Source organism: Pseudonocardia petroleophila, from assembly GCF_014235185.1.
In the GTDB taxonomy this organism is placed as follows: domain Bacteria; phylum Actinomycetota; class Actinomycetes; order Mycobacteriales; family Pseudonocardiaceae; genus Pseudonocardia; species Pseudonocardia petroleophila.
In genome coordinates, this window is sequence record NZ_CP060131.1 from 4675198 (window position 1) to 4700849 (window position 25652).

General features: G+C 74.7%; 24 protein-coding genes. 9 read left to right on the forward strand and 15 right to left on the reverse strand.

The genetic code is table 11. From position 1 onward, the window contains the following. The first annotated feature begins 27 nt into the window (after positions 1-27). On the forward strand, positions 28-945 hold the full coding sequence (locus tag H6H00_RS23050) for an LLM class flavin-dependent oxidoreductase (RefSeq protein WP_255425326.1): 918 nt from the start codon (positions 28-30) through the stop codon (positions 943-945). A gap of 77 nt (positions 946-1022) precedes the next feature. Here the strand turns inward: H6H00_RS23050 and H6H00_RS23055 are convergent, their stop codons facing one another. The 6 genes from H6H00_RS23055 to fdhD all read right to left on the reverse strand — a co-directional run bounded on the left by H6H00_RS23055 (position 1023) and on the right by fdhD (position 7685). Beyond that, entirely contained in the window at positions 1023-2492 is a 1470-nt protein-coding gene (locus tag H6H00_RS23055) for a GH1 family beta-glucosidase (protein ID WP_185717794.1), read from the reverse strand. Continuing rightward, positions 2489-3376 carry a carbohydrate ABC transporter permease gene (locus H6H00_RS23060; protein ID WP_255425328.1) on the reverse strand — a complete coding sequence of 296 codons (888 nt, stop codon included), beginning with the start codon at positions 3374-3376 and terminating at the stop codon, positions 2489-2491. The genes H6H00_RS23055 and H6H00_RS23060 overlap by 4 nt, the downstream gene beginning before the upstream one ends. After that, complete coding sequence (locus H6H00_RS23065; protein ID WP_185717795.1) at positions 3373-4296, reverse strand: carbohydrate ABC transporter permease; 924 nt, start codon at positions 4294-4296, stop codon at positions 3373-3375. The genes H6H00_RS23060 and H6H00_RS23065 overlap by 4 nt, the downstream gene beginning before the upstream one ends. Positions 4297-4328: 32 nt before the next feature. Continuing rightward, positions 4329-5621, reverse strand: a complete 1293-nt coding sequence (locus H6H00_RS23070) for an ABC transporter substrate-binding protein (RefSeq protein WP_185717796.1) — start codon at positions 5619-5621, stop codon at positions 4329-4331. A gap of 137 nt (positions 5622-5758) precedes the next feature. Next, on the reverse strand, positions 5759-6793 hold the full coding sequence (locus H6H00_RS23075) for a LacI family DNA-binding transcriptional regulator (protein ID WP_185717797.1): 1035 nt from the start codon (positions 6791-6793) through the stop codon (positions 5759-5761). Between the two features lie 64 nt (positions 6794-6857). Then, complete coding sequence (fdhD, locus tag H6H00_RS23080) at positions 6858-7685, reverse strand: formate dehydrogenase accessory sulfurtransferase FdhD (RefSeq protein ID WP_185717798.1); 828 nt, start codon at positions 7683-7685, stop codon at positions 6858-6860. 80 nt (positions 7686-7765) lie between these two features. Here fdhD and H6H00_RS23085 point away from each other — a divergent pair, with 80 nt between their 5' ends. Genes H6H00_RS23085 through H6H00_RS23095 form a run of 3 tightly spaced genes read left to right on the forward strand, consistent with a single transcriptional unit; the run spans position 7766 to position 12578 of the window. Then, positions 7766-9700, forward strand: a complete 1935-nt coding sequence (locus H6H00_RS23085) for a molybdopterin oxidoreductase family protein (RefSeq protein WP_185717799.1) — start codon at positions 7766-7768, stop codon at positions 9698-9700. 32 nt (positions 9701-9732) lie between these two features. After that, positions 9733-11628 carry an NAD(P)H-dependent oxidoreductase subunit E gene (locus H6H00_RS23090; RefSeq protein WP_185717800.1) on the forward strand — a complete coding sequence of 632 codons (1896 nt, stop codon included), beginning with the start codon at positions 9733-9735 and terminating at the stop codon, positions 11626-11628. Next, positions 11628-12578 carry a 2Fe-2S iron-sulfur cluster-binding protein gene (locus H6H00_RS23095; protein ID WP_185717801.1) on the forward strand — a complete coding sequence of 317 codons (951 nt, stop codon included), beginning with the start codon at positions 11628-11630 and terminating at the stop codon, positions 12576-12578. The genes H6H00_RS23090 and H6H00_RS23095 overlap by 1 nt, the downstream gene beginning before the upstream one ends. Here H6H00_RS23095 and mobA read toward each other — a convergent pair. From mobA to H6H00_RS23125, 6 genes are all read right to left on the reverse strand, one after another. Then, complete coding sequence (mobA, locus tag H6H00_RS23100) at positions 12529-13326, reverse strand: molybdenum cofactor guanylyltransferase (RefSeq protein WP_221775636.1); 798 nt, start codon at positions 13324-13326, stop codon at positions 12529-12531. The two genes, H6H00_RS23095 and mobA, sit on opposite strands and share 50 nt — an antisense overlap. Before the next feature lie 52 nt (positions 13327-13378). Beyond that, complete coding sequence (locus H6H00_RS23105; protein WP_185717802.1) at positions 13379-14752, reverse strand: MFS transporter; 1374 nt, start codon at positions 14750-14752, stop codon at positions 13379-13381. 188 nt (positions 14753-14940) lie between these two features. After that, entirely contained in the window at positions 14941-15771 is an 831-nt protein-coding gene (locus tag H6H00_RS23110) for an arylamine N-acetyltransferase family protein (RefSeq protein ID WP_185717803.1), read from the reverse strand. An 82-nt stretch (positions 15772-15853) separates the two neighbouring features. Beyond that, positions 15854-16675 (reverse strand): adenylate/guanylate cyclase domain-containing protein, encoded by an 822-nt coding sequence (locus H6H00_RS23115; RefSeq protein WP_255425329.1) that lies wholly within the window; start codon positions 16673-16675, stop codon positions 15854-15856. A gap of 226 nt (positions 16676-16901) precedes the next feature. Then, complete coding sequence (locus H6H00_RS23120; RefSeq protein ID WP_185717804.1) at positions 16902-17351, reverse strand: universal stress protein; 450 nt, start codon at positions 17349-17351, stop codon at positions 16902-16904. Between the two features lie 64 nt (positions 17352-17415). Next, on the reverse strand, positions 17416-18609 hold the full coding sequence (locus H6H00_RS23125; RefSeq protein ID WP_185717805.1) for a lycopene cyclase family protein: 1194 nt from the start codon (positions 18607-18609) through the stop codon (positions 17416-17418). A 65-nt stretch (positions 18610-18674) separates the two neighbouring features. Between H6H00_RS23125 and H6H00_RS23130 the strand changes: the two genes are divergently transcribed. Next, positions 18675-20087: a deoxyguanosinetriphosphate triphosphohydrolase family protein gene (locus H6H00_RS23130; protein WP_185717806.1), complete on the forward strand. Its 1413-nt coding sequence runs from the start codon at positions 18675-18677 to the stop codon at positions 20085-20087. A 25-nt stretch (positions 20088-20112) separates the two neighbouring features. Here H6H00_RS23130 and H6H00_RS23135 read toward each other — a convergent pair whose 3' ends face one another. Further along, a complete protein-coding gene (locus H6H00_RS23135) occupies positions 20113-20892 on the reverse strand; it encodes an SDR family oxidoreductase (protein WP_185717807.1) in 780 nt (259 codons plus the stop codon). 112 nt (positions 20893-21004) lie between these two features. Between H6H00_RS23135 and H6H00_RS23140 the strand changes: the two genes are divergently transcribed. The 3 genes from H6H00_RS23140 (at position 21005) to H6H00_RS23150 (ending at position 23956) form a co-directional block, all read left to right on the forward strand. Next, positions 21005-22627 (forward strand): ABC-F family ATP-binding cassette domain-containing protein, encoded by a 1623-nt coding sequence (locus H6H00_RS23140; protein WP_185717808.1) that lies wholly within the window; start codon positions 21005-21007, stop codon positions 22625-22627. Between the two features lie 287 nt (positions 22628-22914). Beyond that, entirely contained in the window at positions 22915-23124 is a 210-nt protein-coding gene (locus H6H00_RS23145) for a helix-turn-helix domain-containing protein (protein WP_141276274.1), read from the forward strand. Between the two features lie 40 nt (positions 23125-23164). Then, positions 23165-23956 carry an enoyl-CoA hydratase/isomerase family protein gene (locus tag H6H00_RS23150; RefSeq protein ID WP_185717809.1) on the forward strand — a complete coding sequence of 264 codons (792 nt, stop codon included), beginning with the start codon at positions 23165-23167 and terminating at the stop codon, positions 23954-23956. 28 nt (positions 23957-23984) lie between these two features. On the opposite strand, the gene H6H00_RS23155 is transcribed toward H6H00_RS23150, so the two are convergent. Both H6H00_RS23155 and H6H00_RS23160 read right to left on the reverse strand, forming a co-directional pair. After that, positions 23985-24335: a MerR family transcriptional regulator gene (locus H6H00_RS23155; protein ID WP_185717810.1), complete on the reverse strand. Its 351-nt coding sequence runs from the start codon at positions 24333-24335 to the stop codon at positions 23985-23987. Between the two features lie 178 nt (positions 24336-24513). Beyond that, positions 24514-24954 carry an Hsp20/alpha crystallin family protein gene (locus tag H6H00_RS23160; protein WP_185717811.1) on the reverse strand — a complete coding sequence of 147 codons (441 nt, stop codon included), beginning with the start codon at positions 24952-24954 and terminating at the stop codon, positions 24514-24516. Between the two features lie 180 nt (positions 24955-25134). Between H6H00_RS23160 and H6H00_RS23165 the strand changes: the two genes are divergently transcribed. Beyond that, positions 25135-25575, forward strand: a complete 441-nt coding sequence (locus tag H6H00_RS23165) for a hypothetical protein (protein WP_185717812.1) — start codon at positions 25135-25137, stop codon at positions 25573-25575. Positions 25576-25652 lie beyond the last annotated feature (77 nt).

Consider the following 25652-nt stretch of genomic DNA (forward strand, 5'->3'; position numbering starts at 1 on the left):
GTCCGGTTCGTTCACGGGGGGTGTCGGGTGCGGCTGGGAGCGATGCTGCGGCGGGAGGTGCTCCCGGAGCACACCGCCGCCTACGCGCGGGGCGTCGAGCGGCTCGGCTTCGACGAGCTGTGGGTCGTCGAGGACTGCTTCTACGCCGGCGGGGTCGCCGCGGGGGCGGTCGCGCTGGCGTCCACGGAGCGGATCGCGGTGGGCCTGGGCGTCCTGCCCGCCGTGATGCGCAACCCGGCGGCGACCGCGCTGGAGATCGCCGCGCTGGCGCGGATGTTCCCCGGGCGGCTGCGCGCGGGGATCGGGCACGGCGTCACCTCGTGGATGCACCAGATCGGCGCGTTCCCCTCCTCGCAGCTCGCGGCGCTGGAGGAGACGACGTCGGCGGTGCGGGCGCTGCTGCGGGGGGAGCGGGTCACCGTCGACGGCCGCCACGTCCACCTCGACGACGTCGCGCTGGAGTTCCCGCCACCCGTCGTCCCGCCGGTGGCGACCGGCGTGCGCGGCCCGCGGTCGCTGCGCGTCTCGGGGCGGGTCGCCGACGGCACGGTGCTCACCGAGCTGTCGGTCCCGTCCTACGTGCGCCGGGCGCGGGAGCGCATCGACGAGGGTCGCGCGGAGGCCGGGCGCACCGACGCCCACCACGTCACCGTGTACGCCTTCGCCGCCCCCGACCGCGACGACGTCCGCGCGCTGGTGGCCGACGGCCTGCGCGACGGCGGGTCGTCCGGGCAGTGGGGTGACCTCGACGTGACGGCACCGGTCGCGGCCGGGGACCTGCCCGACTCCTGGCTCGACGAGCTGACGGTCTCCGGGCCCGCCGCCCGCCGCTCCCTCGACGCCCTGCGCGACGCGGGCGCCGACACGGTGGTGCTGATCCCCGCGGCGGAGGACCCCGACGAGGCGCTGGCGCAGCTCGCGGCCCTGCGCGGCGCGCTGACCTGACCGGCGCGCCCGCCACCGGCACCCGGTGACCGGGGTCGACCGGGCTCGGTGGCCGCCCCGGACGCGACGGGCGGGGTCTAGGGCTGCACCGCGTTGGCCCGGATCACGTCGGCGTAGAACAGGGCGCTGTCCTTCACCGTGCGCTCCTGGGTGGTGTAGTCGACGTGCACGATCCCGAAGCGCTTGCCGTAGCCCCAGGCCCACTCGAAGTTGTCGAGCAGCGACCACACGCAGTACCCCACCACCGGCGCGCCCGCGGTGATCGCGGCGTGCACCGCGGCGATGTGGGTGCGCAGGTACTCGCGGCGGTCCGGGTCGGCGACGCGGCCGTCCGGGCCCACGACGTCGGGGAACGCGGCCCCGTTCTCGGTGACCAGCAGATCCAGGCCCGGTGCCTCGCGGGCCATCCGCACCAGCAGCTCGGTCATCCCGCGCGGGTCGATGCCCCAGCCCATGTCGGTCTTGCGGCCGGGGCGGAACGGGAACTCGACGTCCTCGCACGCGATCCACGGGCTCGCCGCCCCGTCGCCGTGGCCGTCGGCGTACTCCTTGGGCCGCTCCCGCGTCCAGTGCCGCACGACGGTGGGGGAGTAGTAGTTCACCCCCAGCACGTCGACGCCCCCCGCGGCGACGAGCTGCAGGTCACCGGGCCGCACGAACCCCCAGTCGGTGACGCCCGCGGTGTCGGCGAGCACGTCGGCGGGGTAGCGGCCGCGCAGCAGGGGGTCCAGGAACACCCGGTTCTGCAGACCGTCGACGCGGCGGGCGGCGTCGGCGTCGAGCGGCGAGTCGGTCTCCGGGCGCACCCACACCAGGTTCAGGCTGATCGAGATCCGGGCGTCCGGCACGGCCGCCCGGATCGCGGCCGCGCCGAGGCCGTGGGCCAGGTTGAGGTGGTGCACCGCGGCGAGCGCCGCGGCGTCCTCGGTGCGCCCCGGCGCGTGCACGCCGCTGGCGTAGCCGAGGTAGGCGGTGCACCACGGCTCGTTGAGCGTGATGAACAGCCGCACCCGGTCACCCAGCGCCGCGGCGACCACGCCGGCGTACTCGGCGAACCGCTCCGCCGTCGCCCGGGAGGTCCAGCCGCCCGCGTCCTCCAGGGCCTGCGGGAGGTCCCAGTGGTAGAGCGTGACGGCCGGGGTGATGCCGGCGGCCAGCAGGGCGTCGACCAGGTCCGAGTAGAACGCCAGCCCCTCGGGGTTCACCGGGCCCAGCCCGTCGGCGGTGACCTGCGGCGTGATCCGCGACCAGGACACCGAGAACCGGTAGGAGGTGAGGCCGAGCCGGGCCATCAGGGCCACGTCGTCGCGGAAGCGGTGGTAGTGGTCGACGGCGACGTCCCCGGTGTCGCCGTCGACCACCCGGCCCGGGGTGTGGGAGTAGGTGTCCCAGATCGACGGCGTGCGCCCGCCCTCCGCGGCGGCCCCCTCGATCTGGTACGCGGCGGTGGCCGAGCCCCACAGGAAGCCGGTCGGGAACGTCAGCGGTGCGGTGACCGGCCCTGCGTGCGTGCTGGTCACCGGGTGCGTGGTGGTCAAGCGGGTCATCCCTTCACGGCGCCGGCGATGATGCCGCCGACGATCTGACGGCCCAGCAGCAGGAAGACCACGATCACCGGCAGCGTCCCGACGAGGGTGCCCGCCATGATCACCGAGGTGTCCGGGACGTACCCGCTGCCGAGGTTGTTGAGGGCCACCTGGACGGTGGGGTTGGACGAGTTGAGCGTGATGACCGGCCAGAAGAAGTCGTTCCAGGCCGTCATGAACGTGAGCATCGCGAGCACCGCCATGCCCGGGCGGGCGATCGGCAGCACGATCGAGACGAACGTCCGCAGGGAGGTGGCCCCGTCGACCTTCGCCGCGTCGAGCAGCTCGTCGGGCAGCGTCTGCACGAGGTACTGACGCATGAAGAACACCCCGAACGCCGCCACCAGCGACGGCAGGATCACCGAGCTGAGCTCGCCGGCCAGCCCGAGGTTCGCCATCAGCGCGTAGAGCGGGACGACGCCGAGGCTCGGCGGGATCATCATCGTGCCCAGCGCCACCGCGAACAGCGTCGCGCGGCCGCGGAAGCGCAGCTTGGCGAACGCGAAGCCGGCCAGGGTGCACAGCAGCACCGTGCTGACCGTGATCACGCCGGAGACGATCGTGGAGTTCACCAGCGCGAGGCCGATGTCCTGCGAGTCGATCGCCTTGACGATGTTGGACCACAGGTCCGGGCCCGGCGTCAGCGGCGGCGGCGTCCGGTTCATCTCCGCCATCGGCCGGCTGGCCGCGACGATCATGTAGTAGAAGGGGACGAGGAAGACGAACGCGGTGACCCCGAGCAGGACGTAGCTCAGCGGACCCGCGGAGTCGTTGCGGCGCAGCCGCTTGCGCGACGTCGCCGGCGGCACCGGCGTGACGGGCGGTCGTTCCAGGGTCGCGGTCACTTCGGGGCCCTCCGCTTCGCCAGCCGGGTGTTGACCAGGACCAGCACGATGATCAGCAGGAAGGTCACCCACGCGACGGTCGCGGCGCGGCCGAGGCTGCCGTAGGTCCAGCCCTGCTGGTACATGAACAGCCCGAGGGTCTGGTACTGCCCGAGCGCGCCGCCGTCGGGCTTCCCGCCGCCGAAGATCAGCGGCTCGCCGAAGAGCTGGCTGGCCCCGATCGTCGAGACGACGATCGTGAACAGGATCGTCGGCCGCAGTCCGGGCAGCGTGACGTGCCGGAACTGCTGCCAGCGGCTCGCCCCGTCCAGCGCGGCGGCCTCGTAGAGGTCCTGGCTGATCGACTGCATGCCGGCCAGGTAGATCAGGGCGTTGTAGCCGGTCCAGCGCCAGATGACGATGACCGAGATGGCGACCTGGGCCGTCCAGTCGCCGTTGCGCCAGTCGACCGCGTCGACGCCGACGATGCCGAGCAGCCAGTTGACGGCCCCGGCGTCGCGGCCGAAGAGCTGCGCGAACACCAGCGCCGCGGCCGCCACCGACGTGGCGTACGGCATGATCATCGAGACGCGGAAGAAGGTGCGGCCCCGCATCCGGTAGTTGAGCAGGTGCGCGAGGCCCAGTGCCAGCGCGAGCTGCGGCACCGTCGACAGGACGCCGATGGTGAACGTCTTCCACAGCGCGTTGTAGAACTCCGGATTGGACAGCAGCCAGGTGTAGTTGTCCAGCCCCAGCCACTCCATGTCCGACCCGAGCCGGTAGGAGTGCAGGCTGATCCACGCGGTGTAGATCAGCGGGAACAGCCCGAACGCGGCGAAGAGCAGGAAGAACGGGGCGACGTAGGCGTAGGGGGCGGAGCGCTCCTCGACCTGGAACAGCCGGGTGCGCCACGGGGTCCCGGCCCCCGGGGGCGTACGCACCCCGGGAGCCGGACGGAGCGGGGTCGACACGATCAGCCGACCTGGTTGTTCACGTCGGCGAGTGCGGAGTTCCAGGCGTCCGCGGGGGCGACCCCGTTGGCCTCGACCGACAGCAGCGCCTGCACCATCGCGCTCTTGATCACGCCGTCCTCCGGGCCGAGGATCTGCACCGGGGCGTTCTGCGTCGAGGTGGAGAAGATCTGGCCGATCGGGGCGTCGTTGAACCACGGGTCGGTGGCGTCGGCGACCATCTCGATGCCGCCCGTCGTCGACGGGAAGTTGCCGGCGGAGGCGAAGACCTCGGCCTGGCGCTCGGGGGCGGTGAGCCACGCGGCGAGCTTCGCGGCCTCCTCGACGTGCTCGCTGGAGGCCGGGATGCCGAGGTAGGCGCCGCCCCAGTTGCCGCCGGCCCCGCCGGGAAGGGTCGTGACGTTCCACAGGCCCGCGCCGGCGTCACCGGCCTTGCCCTTGATGTAGCCGATCATCCAGGACGGGCAGGCGATGGTGGCGAAGCTGCCCGAGGCGAAGCCCGCGTCCCAACCGGGGTCGACGAACTGCTCGAGGCGGGCGATGAGCCCGGCCTGGCCGGCCGCGGCGGCGGTGTCGAACGCGCTGCGCACGGCGGGGTTGGTCTCGTGCACCAGCGCGCCGGCCGCGTCGTAGTAGATCTCCTGCTCGGTGGAGATGATCGCGTTGTAGAACCCGCCCGCGGAGTCCATCCACGCGCTGCCGGCGGGGGCGGCGGCCTGGTACTCACGGCCGAGGGCGAGGTAGTCGTCCCAGCTGGTGAGGCGGGCCGAGAGGGCGGCGGGGTCGGTGGGCAGCCCGGCCTGGGCGAGCAGGTCGGACCGGTAGCAGATGCCCATCGGGCCGATGTCGGTGCCGAGGCCGAGCACGGCGCCGTCGGCCGTGGTGGCGGCGGGCTCCTTCCACTCCACGTAGTTCGCGATGGAGTCGGCGGCCGGGGTGTCGCGCAGGTCGGTCCACAGGTCCTGCTGGTTGGCGACGACGTCGGCGATGCGCGCGACCTCGATGCCCTGGATGTCGGCGACGCCGCTGCCCGAGGCCAGCCGGGTCTGCAGCGCGGGCCAGTACTTGTCCTCGCCCTGCGTGGACTCGTAGGTGATGGTGATGCCCGGGTTCTCGGCCTCGTAGCGGTCGAACAGGCCGAGCTCCTCGTAGCCGAAGGTCCCGAACAGGCTGACGGTCAGCTCGACCGGGCCGCCCTCGGCGGGCGCCGACCCGCCGCCTCCGCAGGCGGCGAGCAGCAGCGTGCCCGCCACGGCGGTGGCGAGTGCTGCGGTGGTCTTCTTCCGAACGGTCATCGCGATGTCCTCCAGTGCCGGCGGCGTCGTCGGCGGTGGGCGCGTTGCGTGAGAGCGCGCTCACACCGTGAGGAGGAGAGTGGACCCGATGGGGTGAGAAGTCAAGAGAGCGCTCTCACGAGGTCGCTCCACGCGGTCTACGCGGAGTCGCGGCGGACGATCTCCGTCGGCAGGATCACCGGGGCCTGGGGCTCGCCGCCGTGGGTGATCTGGTCGAGCAGCAGCGTGGCCAGCGTGCGGCCCATCTCGACCATCGGCTGGCGGACCGTCGTGAGCGCGGGCTGGGCCGACGCCGCGATCGCGGAGTCGTCGAAGCCGACCACCGCGACGTCCTCGGGCACGCGGCGCCCCGACTCCCGCACGGCCTGCAGCGCACCGGCCGCCATCAGGTCGTTCGCGGCGAACACGCCGTCGATGGCGGGGTCGGCGGCGAGCAGGTCGAGCATCGCGCGCCGGCCCCCGGCGATGCTGAAGTCGCCGTCGGCCGCCCCCGCGTCGACGACGTCGTGGGCGGCCAGCTCGGCGCGGAACCCGTCGACGCGGTCGACGGAGGCGGCCATGTCGAGCGGACCGGTGATCGTCGCGATCCGCCTGCGGCCCAGCTGCGCGAGCAGGCGCACCGCGGCCATCGCCCCGCCGACGTTGTCGGCGTCGACGTAGGTGAGCGGGGTGCGCGACTCGTGCGCGAACGGGCGCCCGGAGAGCACGACCGGCACCCCGGCGTCCTGCAGGCGGCGGGGGAGCGGGTCGTCGCCGTGCAGGGAGACCAGGATCGCGCCGTCGAGGTGCCCGCCCAGGGCGAACCGCTCGAAGCGCTGCCGCTCGACGTCGTCGCCGCTGACCACGGCGAACACCAGCTGCATGTCGTGGCGGGCCACCACCCCGTGCGCCCCGTGCAGGACCTGCGAGAAGTAGGGGTCGGCGAAGAACCGGTCCTCGGACTCGGCGACGACGAAGGCGATCGAGTCGCTGCGCCGCGTCATCAGCGAGCGGGCCGCCCGGTTGGTCACGTAGCGCAGCTCCGCGGCCGCCCGGAGCACGGCCTCGCGCGCCTGCGGCCCGACCTTCGTCGACCCGGACAGCACCCGGCCCGCCGTGGCCCGGGAGACGCCGGCCCGCGCGGCCACCGACTCCAGCGTGGGCGCGCCACCGCCGCCGTTCCGCCCCGCCATCCGACCTCCCCGGTCCGTTGCCCCGCGTCATGGTCGCAGGTGGCGCCGGGCCGGATCCGCAGGCTCAGGTCACGTCGACGCGTCCGGCCCCGGCGTAGACGTTCATCGTCTCCCCGCGCAGGAACCCGACCAGCGTGACGCCCGCGTCCTCGGCCAGCTCCACGGCGAGCGAGCTCGGGGCCGAGACCGCCGAGAGCACCGGCACCCCGGCCATCACGGCCTTCTGCACCAGCTCGAACGACGCCCGCCCGGACACCATCAGCACCGTGCCCGCCGCCGGGACCCGGCCGTCGAGCAGGGCCCACCCGAGCACCTTGTCGACGGCGTTGTGCCTGCCGACGTCCTCGCGGGCGACGAGCAGCTCGCCGTCGGCGGTGAACAGGCCCGCGGCGTGCAGGCCGCCGGTGGTGTCGAACAGCTTCTGGGCCGCGCGCAGCCGGTCGGGCAGGGCGCTGAGCAGCGCGGGCGTGACGGTCACCGGGTCGGCGGCTGGGGAGAAGCGGGTCTTGAGGCGGACGGCGTCGAGGCTCGCCTTCCCGCACACCCCGCACGACGACGTCGTGTAGAAGTTGCGCTCGATGCTGGCGTCCGGCGGCTGCACGCCGGGAGCGAGCCCCACGTCGAGGACGTTGTAGGTGTTGCGGCCGTCGTCGTCGAAGGAGTCGCAGTAGCGGGCGGTGGCGATGTCGGCCGCGCTGCCGAGCACCCCCTCCGTCAGCAGGAACCCGTGCGCCAGCTCGACGTCGTGGCCGGGGGTGCGCATGGTGACCGACAGCGGCTTGCCGTCGACGCGCAGCTCCAGCGGTTCCTCGGCGGCCAGGGTGTCGAGCGTCCGCTGCGCCCCGCCCGGCCCGATCCGGACCACCGGCCTGCGGATGCTGAGCCGACCCATTCTCTCCTCCAGTGACGCAGGACACCCACGATCATCTATCGTGGCCAACGGTAGTCCTGTTCCCGCTGGAAGGACCGACGATGCGCCGCCGCCGTCCCCGTCACGTCCGGATCACCGAGCCTCTCGTCCGCGAGAACGGCGTTCTCCGGCCCGCCACGTGGGACGAGGCGCTCGACCGCGCCGCCGCCGGGTTCCGGGGCGTGGCGCCCGAGGCGTTCGGGATGTTCAGCTGCTCCAAGGCCACCAACGAGATGAACTTCACCGCGCAGAAGTTCGCGCGGGCGGTGATGGGGTCGAACAACGTCGACTCCTGCAACCGCACTTGACACGCTCCCTCGGTCGTCGGTCTGACGGCCACGTTCGGAGCCGGTGGCGGCACCTCGTCCTACGTCGAGGCGGAGCACGCCGACCTGCTCGTCCTGTGGGGCTCCAACGCGCGTGAGACCCACCCGATCTTCTTCCACCACGTGCTGCAGGGGCTGAAGAACGGCGCCCGCATGTACTCGGTCGACCCGCGCCGCACGTCCACGGCGCAGTGGGCCGACGCGTGGCTCGGGCTCGACGTCGGCACCGACATCGCGCTCGCCAACGCCATCGGCCGCGAGATCATCCACGCGGGGCTGGTGAACGAGGAGTTCGTGCGCACCGCCACGGAGCACTTCGAGGAGTACCGGGCCACGGTCGAGCCCTACACGCTCGAGCGGGCGCAGGAGATCACCGGCGTCGACGCCGCACTGATCCGCGAGCTCGCCCACGCCTACGCCACCGCCGAGCGCGCGCAGCTGTGCTGGACCCTCGGCATCACCGAGCACCACAACGCCGCCGACTACGTGTTCGCGCTGATCGACCTGGCGCTGCTCACCGGGCACGTCGGCCGCTACGGCTCGGGCCTGGTGCCGCTGCGCGGGCAGAACAACGTGCAGGGCGGCGGCGACATGGGGGCGATCCCGGCCAAGCTCCCCGGCGGCTACGACGTGGGCGACGACGTCGCGCGGGCCCGCTACGGGCGGGCGTGGGGCACCACCCTGTCGACGACGCCGGGCATGCACCTGTCGCAGATGTTCGAGGCGATGGAGACCGGGCAGCTGAGGGCGCTGTACTGCATCGGGGAGAACCCGGCGGAGTCCGAGGCCAACGCCACCCACTCCCGGCACCTGCTGGAGGGGCTCGACCACCTCGTCGTCCAGGACATCTTCCGCACCGCCACGGCCGACATGGCCGACGTCGTGCTGCCCGCGGCGGCCGACTGGTGCGAGTACGAGGGCACCGTCACCAACTCCGAGCGGCGGGTGCAGCGGGTCCGCAAGGCGATCGACCCGCCCGGGCTCGCGCGTCCGGACACCCACATCATCTGCGCGATCGCCGACCGGCTGGGGCAGAGCTGGGGCGAGCCGACCGCGGAGCAGGTGTGGGACGAGCTGCGGTCGCTGTCGCTGAACTGGCACCACGGCATGAGCTACGAGCGCCTCGACGCGCTCGGCGGCCTGCAGTGGCCGTGCCCGTCGCTGGACCACCCGGGCACGCCGCTCATGCACGCGCGGCTGTGGGAGTCCGGCGAGGCGCGCGGGAAGGCGGCGCCGTTCACACCGGTCGAGCACGTACCGCCGGTCGACACGCTCACGCCCGAGTACCCGATCCGCCTCACCACGGTCCGGGTGCTCGACGCCTACAACTCCGGGGTGCAGACCGGGGGCTACGCCTCGCCGCTGCGCCGCCGCGAGGCGCTGCGGATGGACGCCGCCGACGGGGCCCGCCTCGGCATCGCCGACGGCGACCGCGTGCGCGTCACGTCGCGGCGGGGCTCGGTGGAGGCGCCGGTGGCGTTCGACCCCTCGCTGCGGCCCGGGCTCGCGAGCTTCACCCCGCACTTCTCCGAGGAGGTCGACGTCAACGTGCTGACGAACGACGCGTGGGACCCGAAGTCGGGCACCTCGGAGTTCAAGGCGACGGCCGTGCGCATCGAGCGGGTCGCCGAGGCGGAGCGGCCGGCGACCCTGCCGGTGGCGGGCGGCTGACGGACGTGTGCACGGTCGAGCGGGGAGTGTGAGTGGATCTTCGTCTGTCGGGAGCCGTGGCGAGCGCCGTCGAGCGGGATGCGGTCGAGGCGGTGGTGGCCGAGCACGCCCGGGCCACCGGTGACCGCATCCGCCACGACGTCCACTTCGCCGACGCCGGGCACGCCGCCCGCGGCCGCCGCCACCTGCTGCTGCCGGCGCTGCACGCGGTGATGGACGCCGTCGGGCACATCACCGAGGGGGCGCTCACCCACGTCGCGCGCACGCTGTCGGTCCCGCCCGCCGACGTGTACGGCGTGGCCACGTTCTACGCGATGTTCGCCACCGAGCCCCGGCCCCCGCACGTCGTGCACGTCTGCGACGACATCGCGTGCGGCGCCGCGGGCGGCGAGGAGGTCCTGGACGCGCTCGGCGACGGCGGGGACCCGCGGGTCGCGGTGGTGCGCAGCCCCTGTCTGGGCCTGTGCGAGCGGGCGCCCGCCGTGCTGCTGCAGCTCACCGCGCAGCCCGACGTGAGCCTCGCCCCGGCCACCGCCGCGGACGTCCGGACCGCACTGGAGCGGGCCGCCGCCATCCCTGCCGACCCCACCCTCTCCGCCGACCCCGCCCCCTCCGCCGACACCGCGTTCGCCGATCCCCGCCGCAGCGTGCCGCAGGCCGGCTCGCCGGAGCTGCGGCTGCTGCGGCGGGTCGGGGTGGTGGACCCGACGAGCCTCGCGAGCTACCGCGAGCACGGCGGGTACACGGCGCTGGCCCGGGCCGTCGAGCTGGGACGGGAACGGGTGATCGCCGAGGTGTCGGAGTCCTCGCTGACCGGACGCGGCGGCGCGGCGTTCCCGACCGGCGTCAAGTGGGACGGGGTCGCGCGGGCACCCGAGCAGCCCCACCACCTCGTGTGCAACGCCGACGAGTCCGAGCCCGGCACCTTCAAGGACCGCGTGCTGATGGAGCACGACCCGTTCGGGCTCATCGAGGCCATGACGGTGGCCGGGTACGCCACCGGGTGCGCGCGCGGGTACCTCTACATCCGCGGCGAGTACCCGCTCGCGACGCGGCGGCTGCAGCACGCGATCGAGCAGGCGCGGGCGGCCGGGCTGCTCGGCGACGACGTGCTCGGCGCCGGGTTCGCGTTCGACGTCGAGCTGCGGCGGGGCGCGGGCGCGTACATCTGCGGCGAGGAGACGGCGCTGCTCAACTCCATCGAGGGGTTCCGCGGGGAGCCGCGCAACAAGCCGCCGTTCCCGTCGGTGAAGGGGCTGTTCGGCCGGCCCACTGTGATCAACAACGTGGAGACGCTCTACAACGTCCTCGGCGTCCTCGACGTCGGCGGGGCCGAGTTCGCCACCGTCGGCGGCGGGCGCTCCACCGGGTCGAAGCTGTTCTGCGTCTCCGGCGCGGTCGGCGTCCCGGGCGTCTACGAGGTCGACTTCGGCACCACGCTGCGCGAGCTGCTCGCGCTCGCGGGCGGCGTCACCGGGGAGCTGCGCACGGTCCTGCTCGGCGGCGCGGCGGGCGGGTTCGTGCTGCCCGACCAGCTCGACGTCGTCCTGACGCTGGAGGGCGCCCGGGAGATCGGTGCGACGCTCGGCTCGGGCGTCGTGCTGGCGTTCGACACCGCCACCGATCTCACCGCGATCCTGCGGCGCATCGCCGCGTTCTTCCGCGACGAGTCGTGCGGGCAGTGCGTGCCGTGCCGGGTGGGGACCGTCCGGCAGGAGGAGTCGCTGGCCCGGCTGGAGCGCGGCGCACCGCGCGGGCCGGAGCTGGTGCTGCTCGGCGACCTCGCCCGCGTCATGGCGGACGCCTCGATCTGCGGGCTCGGGCACACCGCACCCGCCGCGGTGCAGTCGGCGCTGGCGCTCGGGCTGCTCGACGGCCCGCCCGAGTCCTCGCCCAACGGGTCGCGCAACGGGAAGGTGCCCCACTGATGGCTGCTCCGGTGATGCTCGGGACGATCGGGCGGATGGTCACCGTCACCGTCGACGGCACCGAGATGCGCGTGCCCGAGGGCGCCACGATCCTCGACGCCCTGCACGAGCAGGGCACGCCCGCGCAGGCCGACACCCCGACGCTGTGCTGGGCGCCCAACCTCACCCCGATCAACGCCTGCCGCGCGTGCGTGGTCGAGGTGGAGAACTCGCGGGTCCTCGTGCCGTCGTGCGCGCGGAAGGTCGAGGACGGGATGGTGGTGCGCACCGACACCGAGAAGGTGCGCCACAGCCGCCGGATGGTGCTGGAGCTGCTGGCCTCGTCGGCCGACCTGAGCCAGGCGAGCGCCGACGTCGCCCGCTGGATGGACGACTACGGCGTCGACGCGGAGCGCTACGGCCCGCCCGCCCCGCCCTCGACCGACCGCGACACCCGCCACGCGGGCCACCACCGCGCACCCGACGGCTCCACCGCGGAGACCGTCGCACAGCCCGTGAAGATCGACAACGACCTCTACGTGCGCGACTACTCGCGCTGCATCATGTGCTACAAGTGCGTCAAGGCCTGCGGGACCGACGCCCAGTTCACGTTCGCGATCTCCGCGGCCGGCCGCGGCTTCGACGCCCGCATCGCCACGGAGTTCGACGCGGAGCTGCCGGAGTCGGCCTGCGTGTACTGCGGCAACTGCATCGGGGTGTGCCCGACGGGGGCGCTGAAGTCGGTCCGCGAGCACGAGCTGCGCGAGGACGGCGACTGGCACCCCGAGTCCGAGACCGTGACCACCACGATCTGCTCGTTCTGCGGCGTCGGCTGCAACCTGGAGCTGCACGTGCAGCAGGGCGAGATCGTCAACGTCACCAGCCCGGCCGACCACTCCGTCACGCACGGGCACCTGTGCATCAAGGGTCGCTTCGGGTTCCAGCACGTGCAGAACCTGCCGCAGCCCTGACGAGGTCCCCGGTCGCGAGCGGGGTCAGCGGGTCCTCGACCAGCCGTCCGTCGAGCAGGACCGCGCCCGCGCCGAGCTCGCCGACGGTCGCGGCGCGCACCGTGCGCAGCCCGAACCGCACGATCGGGGCCGGGACGGCGAGGGCGGCGGCGTAGTCGTCGGGGGCGTTGACGTTGGTCAGCGAGTCGAGGTCGGGGTCCAGGCGGGCGAGGTCGGGGTCGGCGAGCAGGGTGCCGTCGTCGAGGACGGCCACCGCGCACCGGTCGTAGAGCATGCCGGGTCGGCGCTTGCCGTCCGCGAGCAGCGCCGCGATGAGCGGGGCGAGCGAGGTGCGGTAGGCCGCGGCGAGGGGCTGGCGGAACCCGCGGGCGTGCGGCAGCGCCACGTCGACGCCGGGGACCACCGCCCGCAGGACGTGGCGCACGAACGCGGGGTGCAGGAACGGCAGGTCGGTGGAGCAGGCGAACGCCACCTCGGCCCGGTCGGCGACCGCGGCCAGCCCGGCCCCGATCCCGGCGAGCGGGCCGAGACCCTCGACCGGGTCGGTGACCACCTCGACGCCGCCGGGGAGCGCGGGCAGCACCTGCCCGGCGGCGGCGACCACCACGACCGGGCCGTCGACGACGCGGGCGAGCAGGGCGGTCGTGCGGTGCAGCAGCGTGGACCCGTGCCAGGCGAGGTCGGCCTTCGGGGTGCCCATCCGCGACGACCGGCCCCCGGCCAGCACGATCCCCGCCGCGGCACCCACGCCGACGATCCTACGGTCGCCCGCACAGCGGGTCCGGACCCGTGTGCGGGGCTCAGGCGGCGAGCGCCTCCAGCCCGGGGTAGGGGCGCAGGGCGGGCCCGGCGTCCCCGGTGAGGGTGCGCAGGTCGGTGCCGTGGCGGCGCAGCAGCGCCGCCCCGTGCCGGACCGCGGGACGGGCGGGGAACCCGCCTCCGCCGAGCCCCCGCCGCGGCGGACCGGAGGTGTCCCGCGCCGCCGCCGTCGCCAGCCGCGCGAGCGGGGCGCGGACGTCGACGCGCGGACGCTCGACGGCCACCACCACGGCGAGCACCGCGGCGACGACGGCGAGCACCGGCACCGTCGCCAGCGCGGCCGGCAGCCCGGAGTGCTCGGCGAGGAAGCCGATCGCCGGCGGCCCGCCGAGCAGGCCGCTGTAGCCGACGGTCGAGGCCAGCGCGACCCCGCCGGACCCGCCCAGCGCGCCCGCCCGGGCGATCGTGACCGGGAACAGGTTCGCGAACCCCAGCCCGACCAGCACGAACCCGGCGAGCGCGACCGGGGCCGACGACGTCAGCAGGGCCAGCGCCATCCCGGCCGCGGCGAGCAGCGCGCCGCCGCCGAGCAGGCGGGTCTCCCCGAACCGGCTCAGCAGCCGCCCGCCGGCGAGCCGCCCGGTGGCCATGGCCAGGGAGAACCCGGCGTACCCGGCGGCGGCGACCCCGGCGGACGCGCCGAGGGTGTCGGCGAGGTGCAGGGCGCCCCAGTCGGTCAGCGCGCCCTCGCCGAACGCGGTGCAGCCCGCGATGACGCCGAGCAGGACGACCAGCCCGCGGGTGCGGCCCACCGGACGCCCGGCGGGGGCGGCGTCCGCCGCGACCGGGTCGGCGAGGCGGCGCAGGTCCGGGGCGGTCCCGGCCGCGACCGCGAGCCCCGCGACGCCGACGGCGGCGAGGTGCGCCGCGACGCCGACCGAGCCGGACACCAGTCCGCCGACCGCCGCCCCGGCCAGCCCGCCGAGGCTGAACGCGGCGTGCAGGGCGGGCAGCAGCGGACGCCCGGCCCCGGCCTCGACCTGCACCCCCGCGCTGTTGACGGCCACGTTGAGCAGTCCCGTCGCCGCGCCGAACACCACCAGCGCGGCGCCGAGCACCGGGACCGAGCCGGCCGCCCCGGGGAGGGCGACGGCGAGCGAGGCGAGGACGGCCGCCGCCGTCGTGACGCGGCCGGCGCCGAACCGGGCGCACAGGGCACCGGCGGGCTGCATCCCGGCCAGCGCCCCGAACGACAGGCACAGCAGGGCGACGCCGAGGGTCGCGTGCGTCGCACCGACCCGGTCGGTGACGTCGGGGATGCGGGCGGCCCAGCTGCCGAACAGCAGGCCGTCGAGGGCGAAGACGGCACCCACGGCGGACGTGGGCGCGCGCAGGCGGGTGAGGACGTCGGGCATGGGGGAGGACCTCGGACCGGGCGGTGCGCGGACGGCGTCGGTTGCCGTCGCGGGCCCGGCGGTGTCGCGGGCGGTCGGAAGGAGACGCACGACCGCGTGCGCCGCGCTCCATGGTGCGACCGGACCACCCCCTCGACGCAAGCCCGTGCCTGGTGAGTGTCCTCACGATCGATTCAGAAGCCCCCCGCTCACCAGAGGCGGGCGAGGTGGGTCCCCAGGTCCGGGAGCCCGGCGGTGTCGATCAGCAGGTCGCGCTCCAGCACCGTCCGCACCTCGGCCGGTGACCCCAGCTCGTGGCGCTCGCTCGGACCGCCGCGGTGGTGCACCGAGAGGGCGGCGCCCCCGCCCCCGACCCGGCCGCCGAGCGCGAACCGCCGGTCGGGCGCGGCGCGGCCCGCCGCCAGCCCGGTGACGAAGCCGGAGCGGGGATGGCGCGAGACGTACCAGTTGCCCACCTCGAAGTCGATCTCCGGTGCGGCCCGCGGCGCGAAGCGGTACATCGGCCGCCACTCCGCGCCGATGCGGGCCTGCATGACGTGGACGTCCCCGTCTGCGTCCCCGGCACGGACCAGCCGGAACGGCTCGTGCGGCGTCTCCTGGGTGGCGTCCGGGACGAGCGCGAGCACGCCGGTCAGGGTCTGCCCGCCGAACCCGACGTCGACGAGGTGCGGGCCCTCCGGCAGGTCGACGCGCAGCAGCATGTGGGTGAGCGGGCCGAGGGGGGCGTCGGGGGCGCTGCCCCACAGGACCCGCGCCGCGAGCCCGGTGACGGCGTAGCCGAGGCCGTCGAGGACGGAGCGGAGCAGGGTGTTGTGCTCGAAGCAGTAGCCGCCGCGGCCGCCGTCGACGAGCTTGGCGGCGACGGCGGCGGGGGAGATGTCGACGTCGCGCCCGGTCAGCGGGTCGAGGTTCTCGAACGGGATGCTGCGGGTGTGGGCGGCCACGATCGCGCGGAGGCCCGCGAGATCGGGCCGCTCGGGGGCGGTGAGCCCGATGCGGGCGAAGTAGCGGTCGCTCATGGCCGCGATCGTGCAGGCTGCACCCGGGTCGAGGTCAAGGGGCGCCCGAGGTCAGGTCCCCCGAGGTCGGATCCGCACGACGTCAGGGCCGCTCGAGGAGCCACGGGTGCAGGCTGCGGTAGCCGCGCACCGACACCGGCCGCAGCGCCCGCACGCGGAACCGGTCGTCGTCGGCGAGCGCGGCGGCGACGACGTCGTCGACGAGGACGGTGTCCGGGCGGGCGTGGGTGGTCAGGCGCGAGGCGATGTTGACGACCTCGCCGTACACGTCGCCGTAGCGGGTGAGCACGTCCCCGGCGGCGAGCCCGATGCGGAGCTGGGGGAGGACGTCCTCGGCGCGGACCCGCTCCTGCAGCGCCAGCGCGATCCCCGCCGCGGCGGGGGCGTCGTCGGCGACGAACAGCACCTCGTCGCCGACGGTCTTGACGATCCGGCCGCGCCCGTCGGCGATCACCTCGGTCGTCGATGAGCCGAACCGCTCGATCATCTCCGAGAGCTCCTCGGGCGAGCGCCTGCGCGTGGTGCGGGTGAACCCGACCATGTCCGCGAACCCGACGACCAGCGGCCACGTGTCGCCCCCGGCGCCGGCGGCCGGGGCCATCATGCGGTGCACGGTGGCGGCGAGGTGCCGGCGCCAGACGTAGCTCTGCAGCTGCTCCAGCGCCGGGATGACGGCCGCGGCGACCTGCAGCGACTCCACCGGCGTCAGCTCGTCGCCGTGCCCCTCCAGCAGCCGGCGCAGCATCCCGACCTGCCACTCGGCCAGCCGTGACATCGACTGCGCCACCGCCCGCGCGACGGCCTCGCGCACCTCCGGCTCCAGCACGCCCGCCTCGGTGAGCCCGGCCATCAGCCGCACCGCGGCGACGTCCTGGTCGGTGAACAGCACCTCGTCGTCGCCCACCTCGGCGAACCCGAGCGAGCGCCACAGCCTGCGGCCCTCGTCGAGGTCGAAGTCGGCGGCCTCGCTCAGCCCGGCGCGGGTGTAGCGCCGGGGCGCGCCGAGGACGATCTCCTCGACGGCCTCGTCGAGCGGGGCGTCGCCCGCCAGGTGGCGTACGACCGCCCCGTTGAACAGCCGTCCGACGCCGGCGAGGAAGCGGCTCCCGCGCTTGATCGCCCGGCTCCGCTCAGGTGGTGTGGACGATCAGCACGTCGACGCCCGAGCGGCGCGCGACGTCCGAGGGCACCGAGCCGAGGATGCGGCCCGAGAGCGTGTTGAGCCCGCGGTTGCCGACGACGAGGAGGTCGGCGTTCGCGTCCTCGGCGGCCCGGCGCAGGACGTCGACCGGGTTGCCGTCGGCCGCGACGGTGCGGACCTTCTGGGCACCCGCGGCGACCGCGCGCTCCTCGGCGGTGCGCAGCGTCTCCTCGGCCGGGGTCCAGCCGACGACGAGGTAGGCCTCGTCCTTGAGGGTGTCCTCGGCGCCCGCGGTGTCGTCGCGCCCGGCCGGGGTGTAGGCGCAGACGATGACGAGCTCGGCGCTGCTGTCGGCGGCCACCGACGCGGCACGGTCGACCGCGGCGAGGGAGGTGTCGGAACCGTCGGTGCCGACGACGATGGTGCGGTACGCGGACATGGGGGCCTCCGTCTTGGGGGACGTCAGGTTACTCCCGGTAGCACTCGGTTGCCGCACCGGCCCCTCACCCGATCGGGGCAGTCCCGTTGTCGGCGAGCCGGGGCCGGAACGCGGGTCCGACGAGCCTGCGGCGCAGCCGCGCGTCGGCGGCCCCGAAGAGCGCGGTCATCGTCGTGAGCGTGCCGCGCAGGTCGTCACGGCCGGAGAGGTAGGCCCGGCGGTGCCGGTCGGGCAGCGAGAAGAAGACCTCGAAGAAGCCGGCGACCTCCGGGTCGGGCATCCGCAACAGGGCCTCCAGCCCGATGCCCCGGACGTGGTGGACCACCCGGGCGGCGGGCGGCCAGACGGTGGCCCGGGCGGACGCGAGCGCGGCGTCCGGGTGGCGGGCGATCGCGGCGGCCACCGCCGGGGCCAGCCCGAGCGCCGGGGCGAGGCTGTAGCCGCTGGCCGGGTGCACCAGCGGGGCCGCGGCGCCGAAGCCCAGGGCGTGGGCCGCCCGGTGCCGGGGCCGGTCGAGCGGGAAGGAGACCTTCTCCGTCTCCGCGTCCGGCGGGGGCACGATCCCGTGGCGGTGCAGCCGGGCGAGCAGGCGCCGGCGCAGGACCGGCAGCGGCAGGCCGGGGCGGCGGGCCAGCGAGGTCTCCTCCAGCAGCACCCGGCCCCCGCCCAGCGGGATCGCGTAGAGGAACGTCGGCCAGCCGGTCTCGCCGTGGTCGGGGCGCCAGTCCATGAACAGGGCCTCGCCGGGCGCGACGAGCGGGACGGCGAGAGCCTCGTCGACGACGAGGCCGTAGGCGGTCTGCTCGGCCGGCACCCGGGTGCGGTCGCGACCGGCCCGCAGCGGCTGGGCGCGCCCCCCGGCGTCGACGACGATCCCGGCCCGCAGCGCGGTGCCGTCGGCCAGCACCGCGGTGCCCGGTCCCGGGGCGGCGATTGCGCGTCCGGTGACGACCCGTACGCCGCCGCGGGCCATCCGGTCGTCGAGGTGGGCGCGCAGGGCCGCGACGTCGAGGACGGCGTAGGTGCGGTCGAGCCGGTGCGCGGTGAGCGCGATCGCCCGGCCCTCGGCCCGGGCCGCCACCACGCCGTCCGGGAGGTCGGGGAGCTCGTCGTCCCAGACGCCGTAGGTGGCGGGCCAGGCGCGGCCGGGCGCGGGGTCGAGCAGCGTCGTGCGCAGGCCCAGGGCGCCGCACTCCGCGGCCAGGGCCCGGCCCGCCGGTCCGCCCCCGACGACCAGGACGTCGTCGACGGCGGTCATGGCGCAGTTCTACCCGGTCCCCGGCCGCGGCACGCGGCCACCGGCCGGGCGCTAGCGTCTGGCCCGTGAGCGACCCGACCAGCACCGCCCGCACCGCCCGGCGCTCCGGGCCGGGGGAGTCCGGGGCGGGGCTGGCCGCGGGCCCGTTCCGCGTCGACCGCGACCGGATCGTCGCCTCGCCGTTCTTCGCGCGCCTGGCCGGCGTCACCCAGGTCGTCAGCCCGACCGGGACGGGCCTGGTCGTGCACAACCGGCTGACCCACTCGCTGCAGGTGGCGCAGGTGGCCCGGGCGATCGCGGAACGGGTCCCGGACTGCGACCCCGACGTCGTCGAGGCCGCGGCGCTCGCGCACGACCTCGGGCACCCGCCGTTCGGGCACCAGGGCGAGCAGGTCCTCGACCGCCTGGCCCGCGAGCGCCTCGGGCTGCCCGACGGCTTCGAGGGCAACGCGCAGAGCTTCCGGATCGTCACCACGATCGACCTGCACGGCCCGACGGGCACCGGCCTGGACCTCACCGCCGCCGTCCGCGCCGCGATCCTCAAGTACCCGTGGACCCGGCGCGGGTACCCCGACCCGCACCCCAGCCGGGCCGCGGTGCCTCCGCGCGGGGGCGGCCCGCTGCCGGGGGAGCCGGAGGCCGGGTCGGCGAAGTTCTCCTGCTACGAGACCGAGCTCGACGACCTGCGCTCCGCCCGTGCCGCGTTCCCCGGCACCGGCCCGTGGCGCCAGACCGTCGAGGCCGCGGTGATGGACACCGCCGACGACGTCGCCTACGCCATCCACGACCTGGAGGACTTCCACCGCGTCGGGGTGCTGCAGCAGGCCGGGGTCGCGGCCGAGCTGGCCGGGTGGCGGCGCAACGCGGGCACGTCGGGGCCCGGGGCCGGGCTGGAGGCGATGCGGCGGCGGCTGGCCGACAAGGACGCCTGGGCCTACGACGACGACCTGTTCGCCGCAGCCGTCGACCGCGTCCGCGACGAGCTGGTCGACGGCCTGCTCGGGGTCGCCTTCGACGGCTCGATGGCCGCGGAGCGGGCGGTGGCGGAGTTCTCCGCCCGCTGGACGGCCCGCCTCGCCGGCGGTGTGGTCCGCGACCCCGACCCGCCGGTGCGGTCCGGGCCCGTCGCGCTCGCCGGGCCGCAGTGGCACGAGGTGGCGGTGCTGAAGTTCGTCCACCAGCGGTTCGTGCTCGGCCGCGCCGACCTCGCGTCCTACCAGCGGGGGCAGGGCACCGTGCTGACCGGGCTGGTGGGGGCGCTGGCCGACTGGCTCGCCGACGACGACGCGCCCCGGCTCCCGGCCCGGCTGCACGACCTCGCCGAGCTCGCCCGCAGCCAGGGCGCGCCGCTGGAGCAGGCCCGCGGCCGCGCGGTGATCGACTACACCGCCAGCCTGACCGACGGCCAGGCCGGCGCCCTGCTCGACGTGCTCACCGGCCGCACCGGCCGGATCTGGACCGACGCCGCGGTCCTCTGACGCGGGTCCGGGGGACGCGGGCGGGTCAGACCGCGCCGAGGCTGCCCGTCGCGAGGATCCCGCCGTCGACGCGGACGGTCTCGCCCGTCATCCAGCCCGCGGCGTCGGAGACCAGGAAGCCGACGACGTTCGCGATGTCCTCGGGCTCGCCCAGGCGCTTGAGCGGGTACGGCGCGCTAGCCTTCTCCTCGCCCTCGGAGTAGAGCGCGGCGGCGAACTTCGTCTTGACGACGGCGGGGGCCACCGCGTTGACCCGGATCGACGGGCCCAGCTGCCAGGCCAGCTCCTCGGTGAGCCGGATCAGGGCGGCCTTCGACGCGCCGTAGGCCGGGATGACCCCGTTGGAGCGCAGGCCCGCGACCGAGGCGATGTTGACGATCGTGCCGCCGTGCTCGCCCATCCAGGCGCGGTAGGCGAGCTGCACGTAGCCCAGTGTGGCGACGACGTTGGTGTCGAAGGTCTTGCTGACCGCGGCGAGGTCGGCGTCCATGAGGAAGCCGTAGGTGGGGTTGATGCCGGTGTTGTTGATGAGGATGTCGAGGCTGCCGAACCGCTCGACCGTCCGCGTCACCGACTCCTCCCGCGACTCAGCGGAGCCCGCGTTCGCGGCGATCGCCAGCACGCGCCCGGCGTCGCCGCCCGCGTGGTCGGCGGCGAGCGTGGCCGCGGCGGCGTCGAGTTCGTCGGGCTTGCGGGCGGTGATGGTCACCGAGGCGCCACGGGTGAGGAGCTCGGCGGCGATGGCGTAGCCGATTCCGCGGCTGGCGCCGGTGACGAGGGCGGTGCGGCCGGTGAGATCAGTCATGCGCCGACCCTACGTCGGGAATCCCGGTGCACCGGCCGGTACTCTGGTCGGCGTGATCCGGATCGGGTAGCGGCCGTCTCGGCCCACGTCCCCCGAACCCTGGAGTCCTCTCGTGATCACCGCCACCGACCTGGAACTGCGTGCCGGGTCCCGCATCCTGTTGTCCGGGGCCACGCTGCGCGTGCAGCCCGGCGACCGGATCGGGCTGGTCGGGCGCAACGGCGCCGGCAAGACCACCTCGATGCGCGTGCTGGCCAACGAGGGCGAGCCCTACGGCGGCGGCGTCCACGCCAACAGCCCCGTCGGCTACCTGCCCCAGGACCCCCGCGAGGGCGACCTGCGGGTCACGGCCAAGGACCGCGTCCTGTCGGCCAAGGGCCTCGACGTGATGCTGCGCGAGATGGAGAAGGCGCGGAACGCGATGGCCGAGCTGGTCGACGGCGACGCCAACGACAAGGCCGTGCGCGACTACGGCCGCATCGAGGAGCGCTTCTCCGCGCTCGGCGGGTACGCCGCGGAGAGCGACGCCGCCCGGATCTGCGCCCACCTGGGCCTGCCCGACCGCATCCTCGGCCAGCAGATCGCCACGCTCTCCGGTGGCCAGCGCCGCCGGGTGGAGCTCGCGCGGATCCTGTTCTCGGCCACCGACGGCGGCGCGTCGAGCAACACCACGCTGCTGCTCGACGAGCCCACCAACCACCTCGACGCCGACTCGATCACGTGGCTGCGCTCGTTCCTGCAGAACCACGACGGCGGGCTCGTCGTCATCAGCCACGACACCGACCTGCTCGCCGACGTCGTCAACAAGGTGTGGTTCCTCGACGCCACCCGCGGCGAGGTCGACGTCTACAACATGAACTGGAAGCGGTACCAGGAGGCGCGCGCCACCGACGAGAAGCGCCGCCGCCGCGAGCGCGCCAACGCCGAGAAGAAGGCGTCGGTGCTGCACACGCAGGCGCTGAAGATGGGCGCGAAGGCCACCAAGGCCGTGGCCGCGAAGAACATGGCCCGCCGGGCCGACGAGCTGCTGGCCAACCTCGAGCCCGAGCAGCAGCACGACCGCGTCGCCAAGATCCGCTTCCCGGACCCGGCGCCGTGCGGCAAGACCCCGCTCACCGCCGAGGGCCTGAGCAAGGCGTTCGGGTCGCTGGAGGTGTTCACCGGTGTCGACCTCGCGGTCGACCGCGGCGCCAAGGTCGTCGTGCTCGGGCTCAACGGCGCGGGCAAGACCACGCTGCTGCGGCTGCTCGCGGGCACCGAGCGCGCCGACGCGGGCGACGTGCGTCCCGGCCACGGGCTGCGCGTCGGCTACTTCGCGCAGGAGCACGAGACGCTCGACCCCGACGCCACGGTGTGGGAGAACATCCGGCACGCCTCTCCCGACACCCCCGAGCAGCAGCTGCGCACGGTGCTCGGCACGTTCATGTTCTCCGGGGAGCAGCTCCAGCAACCCGCCGGCACGCTCTCGGGCGGTGAGAAGACCCGCCTCGCGCTGGCCGGCCTGGTGTCCAGCGCGGCCAACGTCCTGCTGCTCGACGAGCCCACGAACAACCTCGACCCGGCCAGCCGCGCCCAGGTGCTCGACGCCCTGCGCCGCTTCACCGGCGCCGTCGTGCTGGTCTCGCACGACCCGGGCGCGGTGGAGGCGCTGCACCCGGACAAGGTCATCGTGCTGCCCGACGGCACCGAGGACCTCTGGTCGGCGGAGTACCTGGAGCTCGTGCAGTTGGCCTGATCGGGCGATCATGGTCCCGGCCGCGCCACCCGAACGCCGGTGTGACCGGCGTCTCGTCGGCCGCGCTCGTCGTCCGGGTGACGGGGGAGCGGCGTCGGGGTGACGCCCCGGTGTCGCCCGTGCAGAGATGATCACCCGTACGCGTGATCCATTCGGGCGAACCGCTCACCGATCATCGAGTCGATCTCCTTCTCGTGGCCTCTGACCTGGACGATCATTGCTGCACCGGGGGGCCGGACGAGATCCCTCGCGGGGATCCGCGGGGAGCTAACGAGGAGGCGCGCGTCATGCCCGACCTGAAGAAGGGGGCCCGTATCACGGGTACCCAGCGCGACAAGCTCGCAGGCGATCTGAAGAAGAAGTACGAGAAGGGCGCCAGCATCCGGGCGCTCGCGGAGTCCACCGGCCGTTCCTACGGCTTCGTGCACCGCGTGCTGTCGGAGACCGGGGTCACGCTGCGCGGGCGCGGCGGAGCCACCCGGACCAAGAAGAAGTAGCCCGTGGGCGGGCGGGTTACGGAGCAGTAGCCTGCCGGGCATGACCCTCGCGGAACCCGACCTGCTCCAGCGCGGCGGACTGACCCTGGACGTCGACGGCGCCCGGGCCACCATCACGCTGTCCCGACCCGAGTCGCTCAACTCCCAGACCCCGCACACGTGGGCCGCGCTGGCCGCGGTCGGCGAGTCGCTGTCCGACGACGTGCGGGTGGTCGTCGTGCGCGGACAGGGCCGGGCGTTCTCCGCCGGTCTGGACCGCAGCCTGTTCACGCCCTCGGCCGACGAGCCCGGGATCAGCGCACTGGGCACGATGCCGCCGGAGGAGGCGGACCTGACGATCGCGGGGTACCAGTCCGGGTTCTCCTGGCTGCGCGACCCGGCCCGGGTCACGGTCGCCGCGGTGCAGGGCCACGCGATCGGCGGGGGGTTCCAGCTCGCGCTGGCCTGCGACCTGCGGATCGTCGCCGACGACGTGCAGTTCTGCATGGCCGAGCCCGCGCTGGGCATCGTGCCCGACCTCGGGGGCACCTACCCGCTGGTGCGGGCCGTCGGCTACGCCCGGGCCGTCGAGATCTGCCTGACCGGCCGCCGCGTCGGGGCCGTCGAGTCCGTCGCGCTCGGCCTCGCGCTGCGCTCGGTGCCCGCCGATGAGCTCGACGCCGCCGTCGACGAGCTCGCGACCGCACTGGTCTCGGCCCCGCCGAAGGCCGCCGCGGAGACCCTGCGCCTGCTCTCCGGCGTCGCCGACGGCCTGGACCCCGCCGCCGCGCTCGCCGCCGAGCGCGCGGCCCAGATCCGCCGGCTCCGCTCGCTGGCCGCCGGCACCGGCTGACCCCGGCGACCGGCCTCACCGGCCTGCGTCAGGTGGTGCCGTCCGCCCGGCCGCGGTCGGCGTCGGGACCGGGGTGCGCGGCGTGGTGCGCCTCGAGCTCGTCGATGCGGGCGCGCGCGGTGTCGAGCTCGTCCTGCAGGCCCACGATGCGGGCGGCGGCGTCGAGGGTCATGCCCTCGTCGAAGAGCTTCCGCAGGCGGGCGGCGAGCTCGAGCTGGCGGCGGGAGTAGCGGCGGTGCCCGCCGCTGGAGCGCTGCGGTGTGAGCACCCCGGCCGCGTCGAGGCTGCGCAGGAACGCCGGTTGGACCTCGAGCAGCTCCGCGGCCTGGCCCATGGTGACCGCGGGGTAGTCGTCGTCGTCGAGCCGGCCGACACCCATCGAGACCCCGTTCCCGCCCGCTGTCCGGACGTGTCGCCCACCGATCCGACGGTCGGCGAGCGCGCTGTGCTGCGGAGCGCGCTGCAGCAACTGTACAGCCCGCGCTGCAGGTTCCGGAGCAGGTCACGCGGGTGGGCCGTGCACCGCGGCGTCCGCGGTGCACGGCCCACCCGGTGACTCAGGCGTCGATCTGCTGCCGTCCGCCGTCGGCGTGGGCGATGGAGATCCGGCGGGGCTTGGCCCGCTCCGCGATCGGGATCCGCAGGGTCAGCACGCCGGCGTCGTAGGCGGCGTCGATGTGCTCGGTGTCGAGGGTGTCGCCCAGGAACAACTGCCGGGAGAACACCCCGAGCGGCCGTTCGGCCACCTGCATCTCGACGTGCTCACCGGACGCGGCGGGCCGCCGCTCGGCCTTGACGGTCAGCACGTTGCGCTCGACGTCGAGCTCGATCGCGTCGGGGGACACGCCGGGCAGGTCGAAGGAGACGACGAACTCGTCCCCGGCGCGGTAGGCGTCCATCGGCATCGCGCTGGGACGGCTCCAGGTCCCGGGCGCGTTGCCGAACACCTGCTGGGTCAGCCGGTCCATCTCGCGGAACGGGTCGGTGCGCATCAGCATCGCAGGCCACTCCTCTCTCGGTCGACATCAGGAGGCGATGCTCCGGGCGGTCCCTGGGGTGACTCGGGTCCGCTCCGGATATCTGCAACCATAGATGCAGATTTGCTCCGGCGCAAGAGGTAGAGTTGTCGCAGTCGCCGATGGCGGTCCGTCGTCGGCCCGAGCGGTGGGGAGGGTGCGGTGAGCCTGACGAACGTGTGGGTGCAGACCCAGTCGGACGGGTTGGTGCGGGCCGACCAGGTGGTGGGCGTCGACGCCCACACCACGCCCGCGCTGAGCGGCAAGCCCTCGCGGTGGCTGCTCGACGTGGTGCTGGCCGGGCCGCTCGGCAGCGGCACCCGGGACGGGTGGACGGTGACGATGGCCCACCGCACGCTGGTCCAGACCGCGGAGGATCCCGGTGACGCGCCGGCGGCGCTGGTCCGGCTGCTCGCCCAGCTCGACCTGGTCAACGCGGCGGGCATCGTCACGGCGACCCGTGCGGACGCGCGCGACGACGACGGGCCGGGCCGCCCCGGCCCCGCCGGGGACGTCGTCGCCGGGGGCGGTCGGGTGCGGTTGCGCTTCGTGCCCTTCGCCGGCCCGGAACCCGGGCACCACACCGGCGCCGAGTACCTCTGAACGGCCGACCCGCCGGGCGCGGTCGCGCGTCGCGGCCGGGGTACGGAGGATGGGGGAGTAGGCGGGCGCCGCACGGC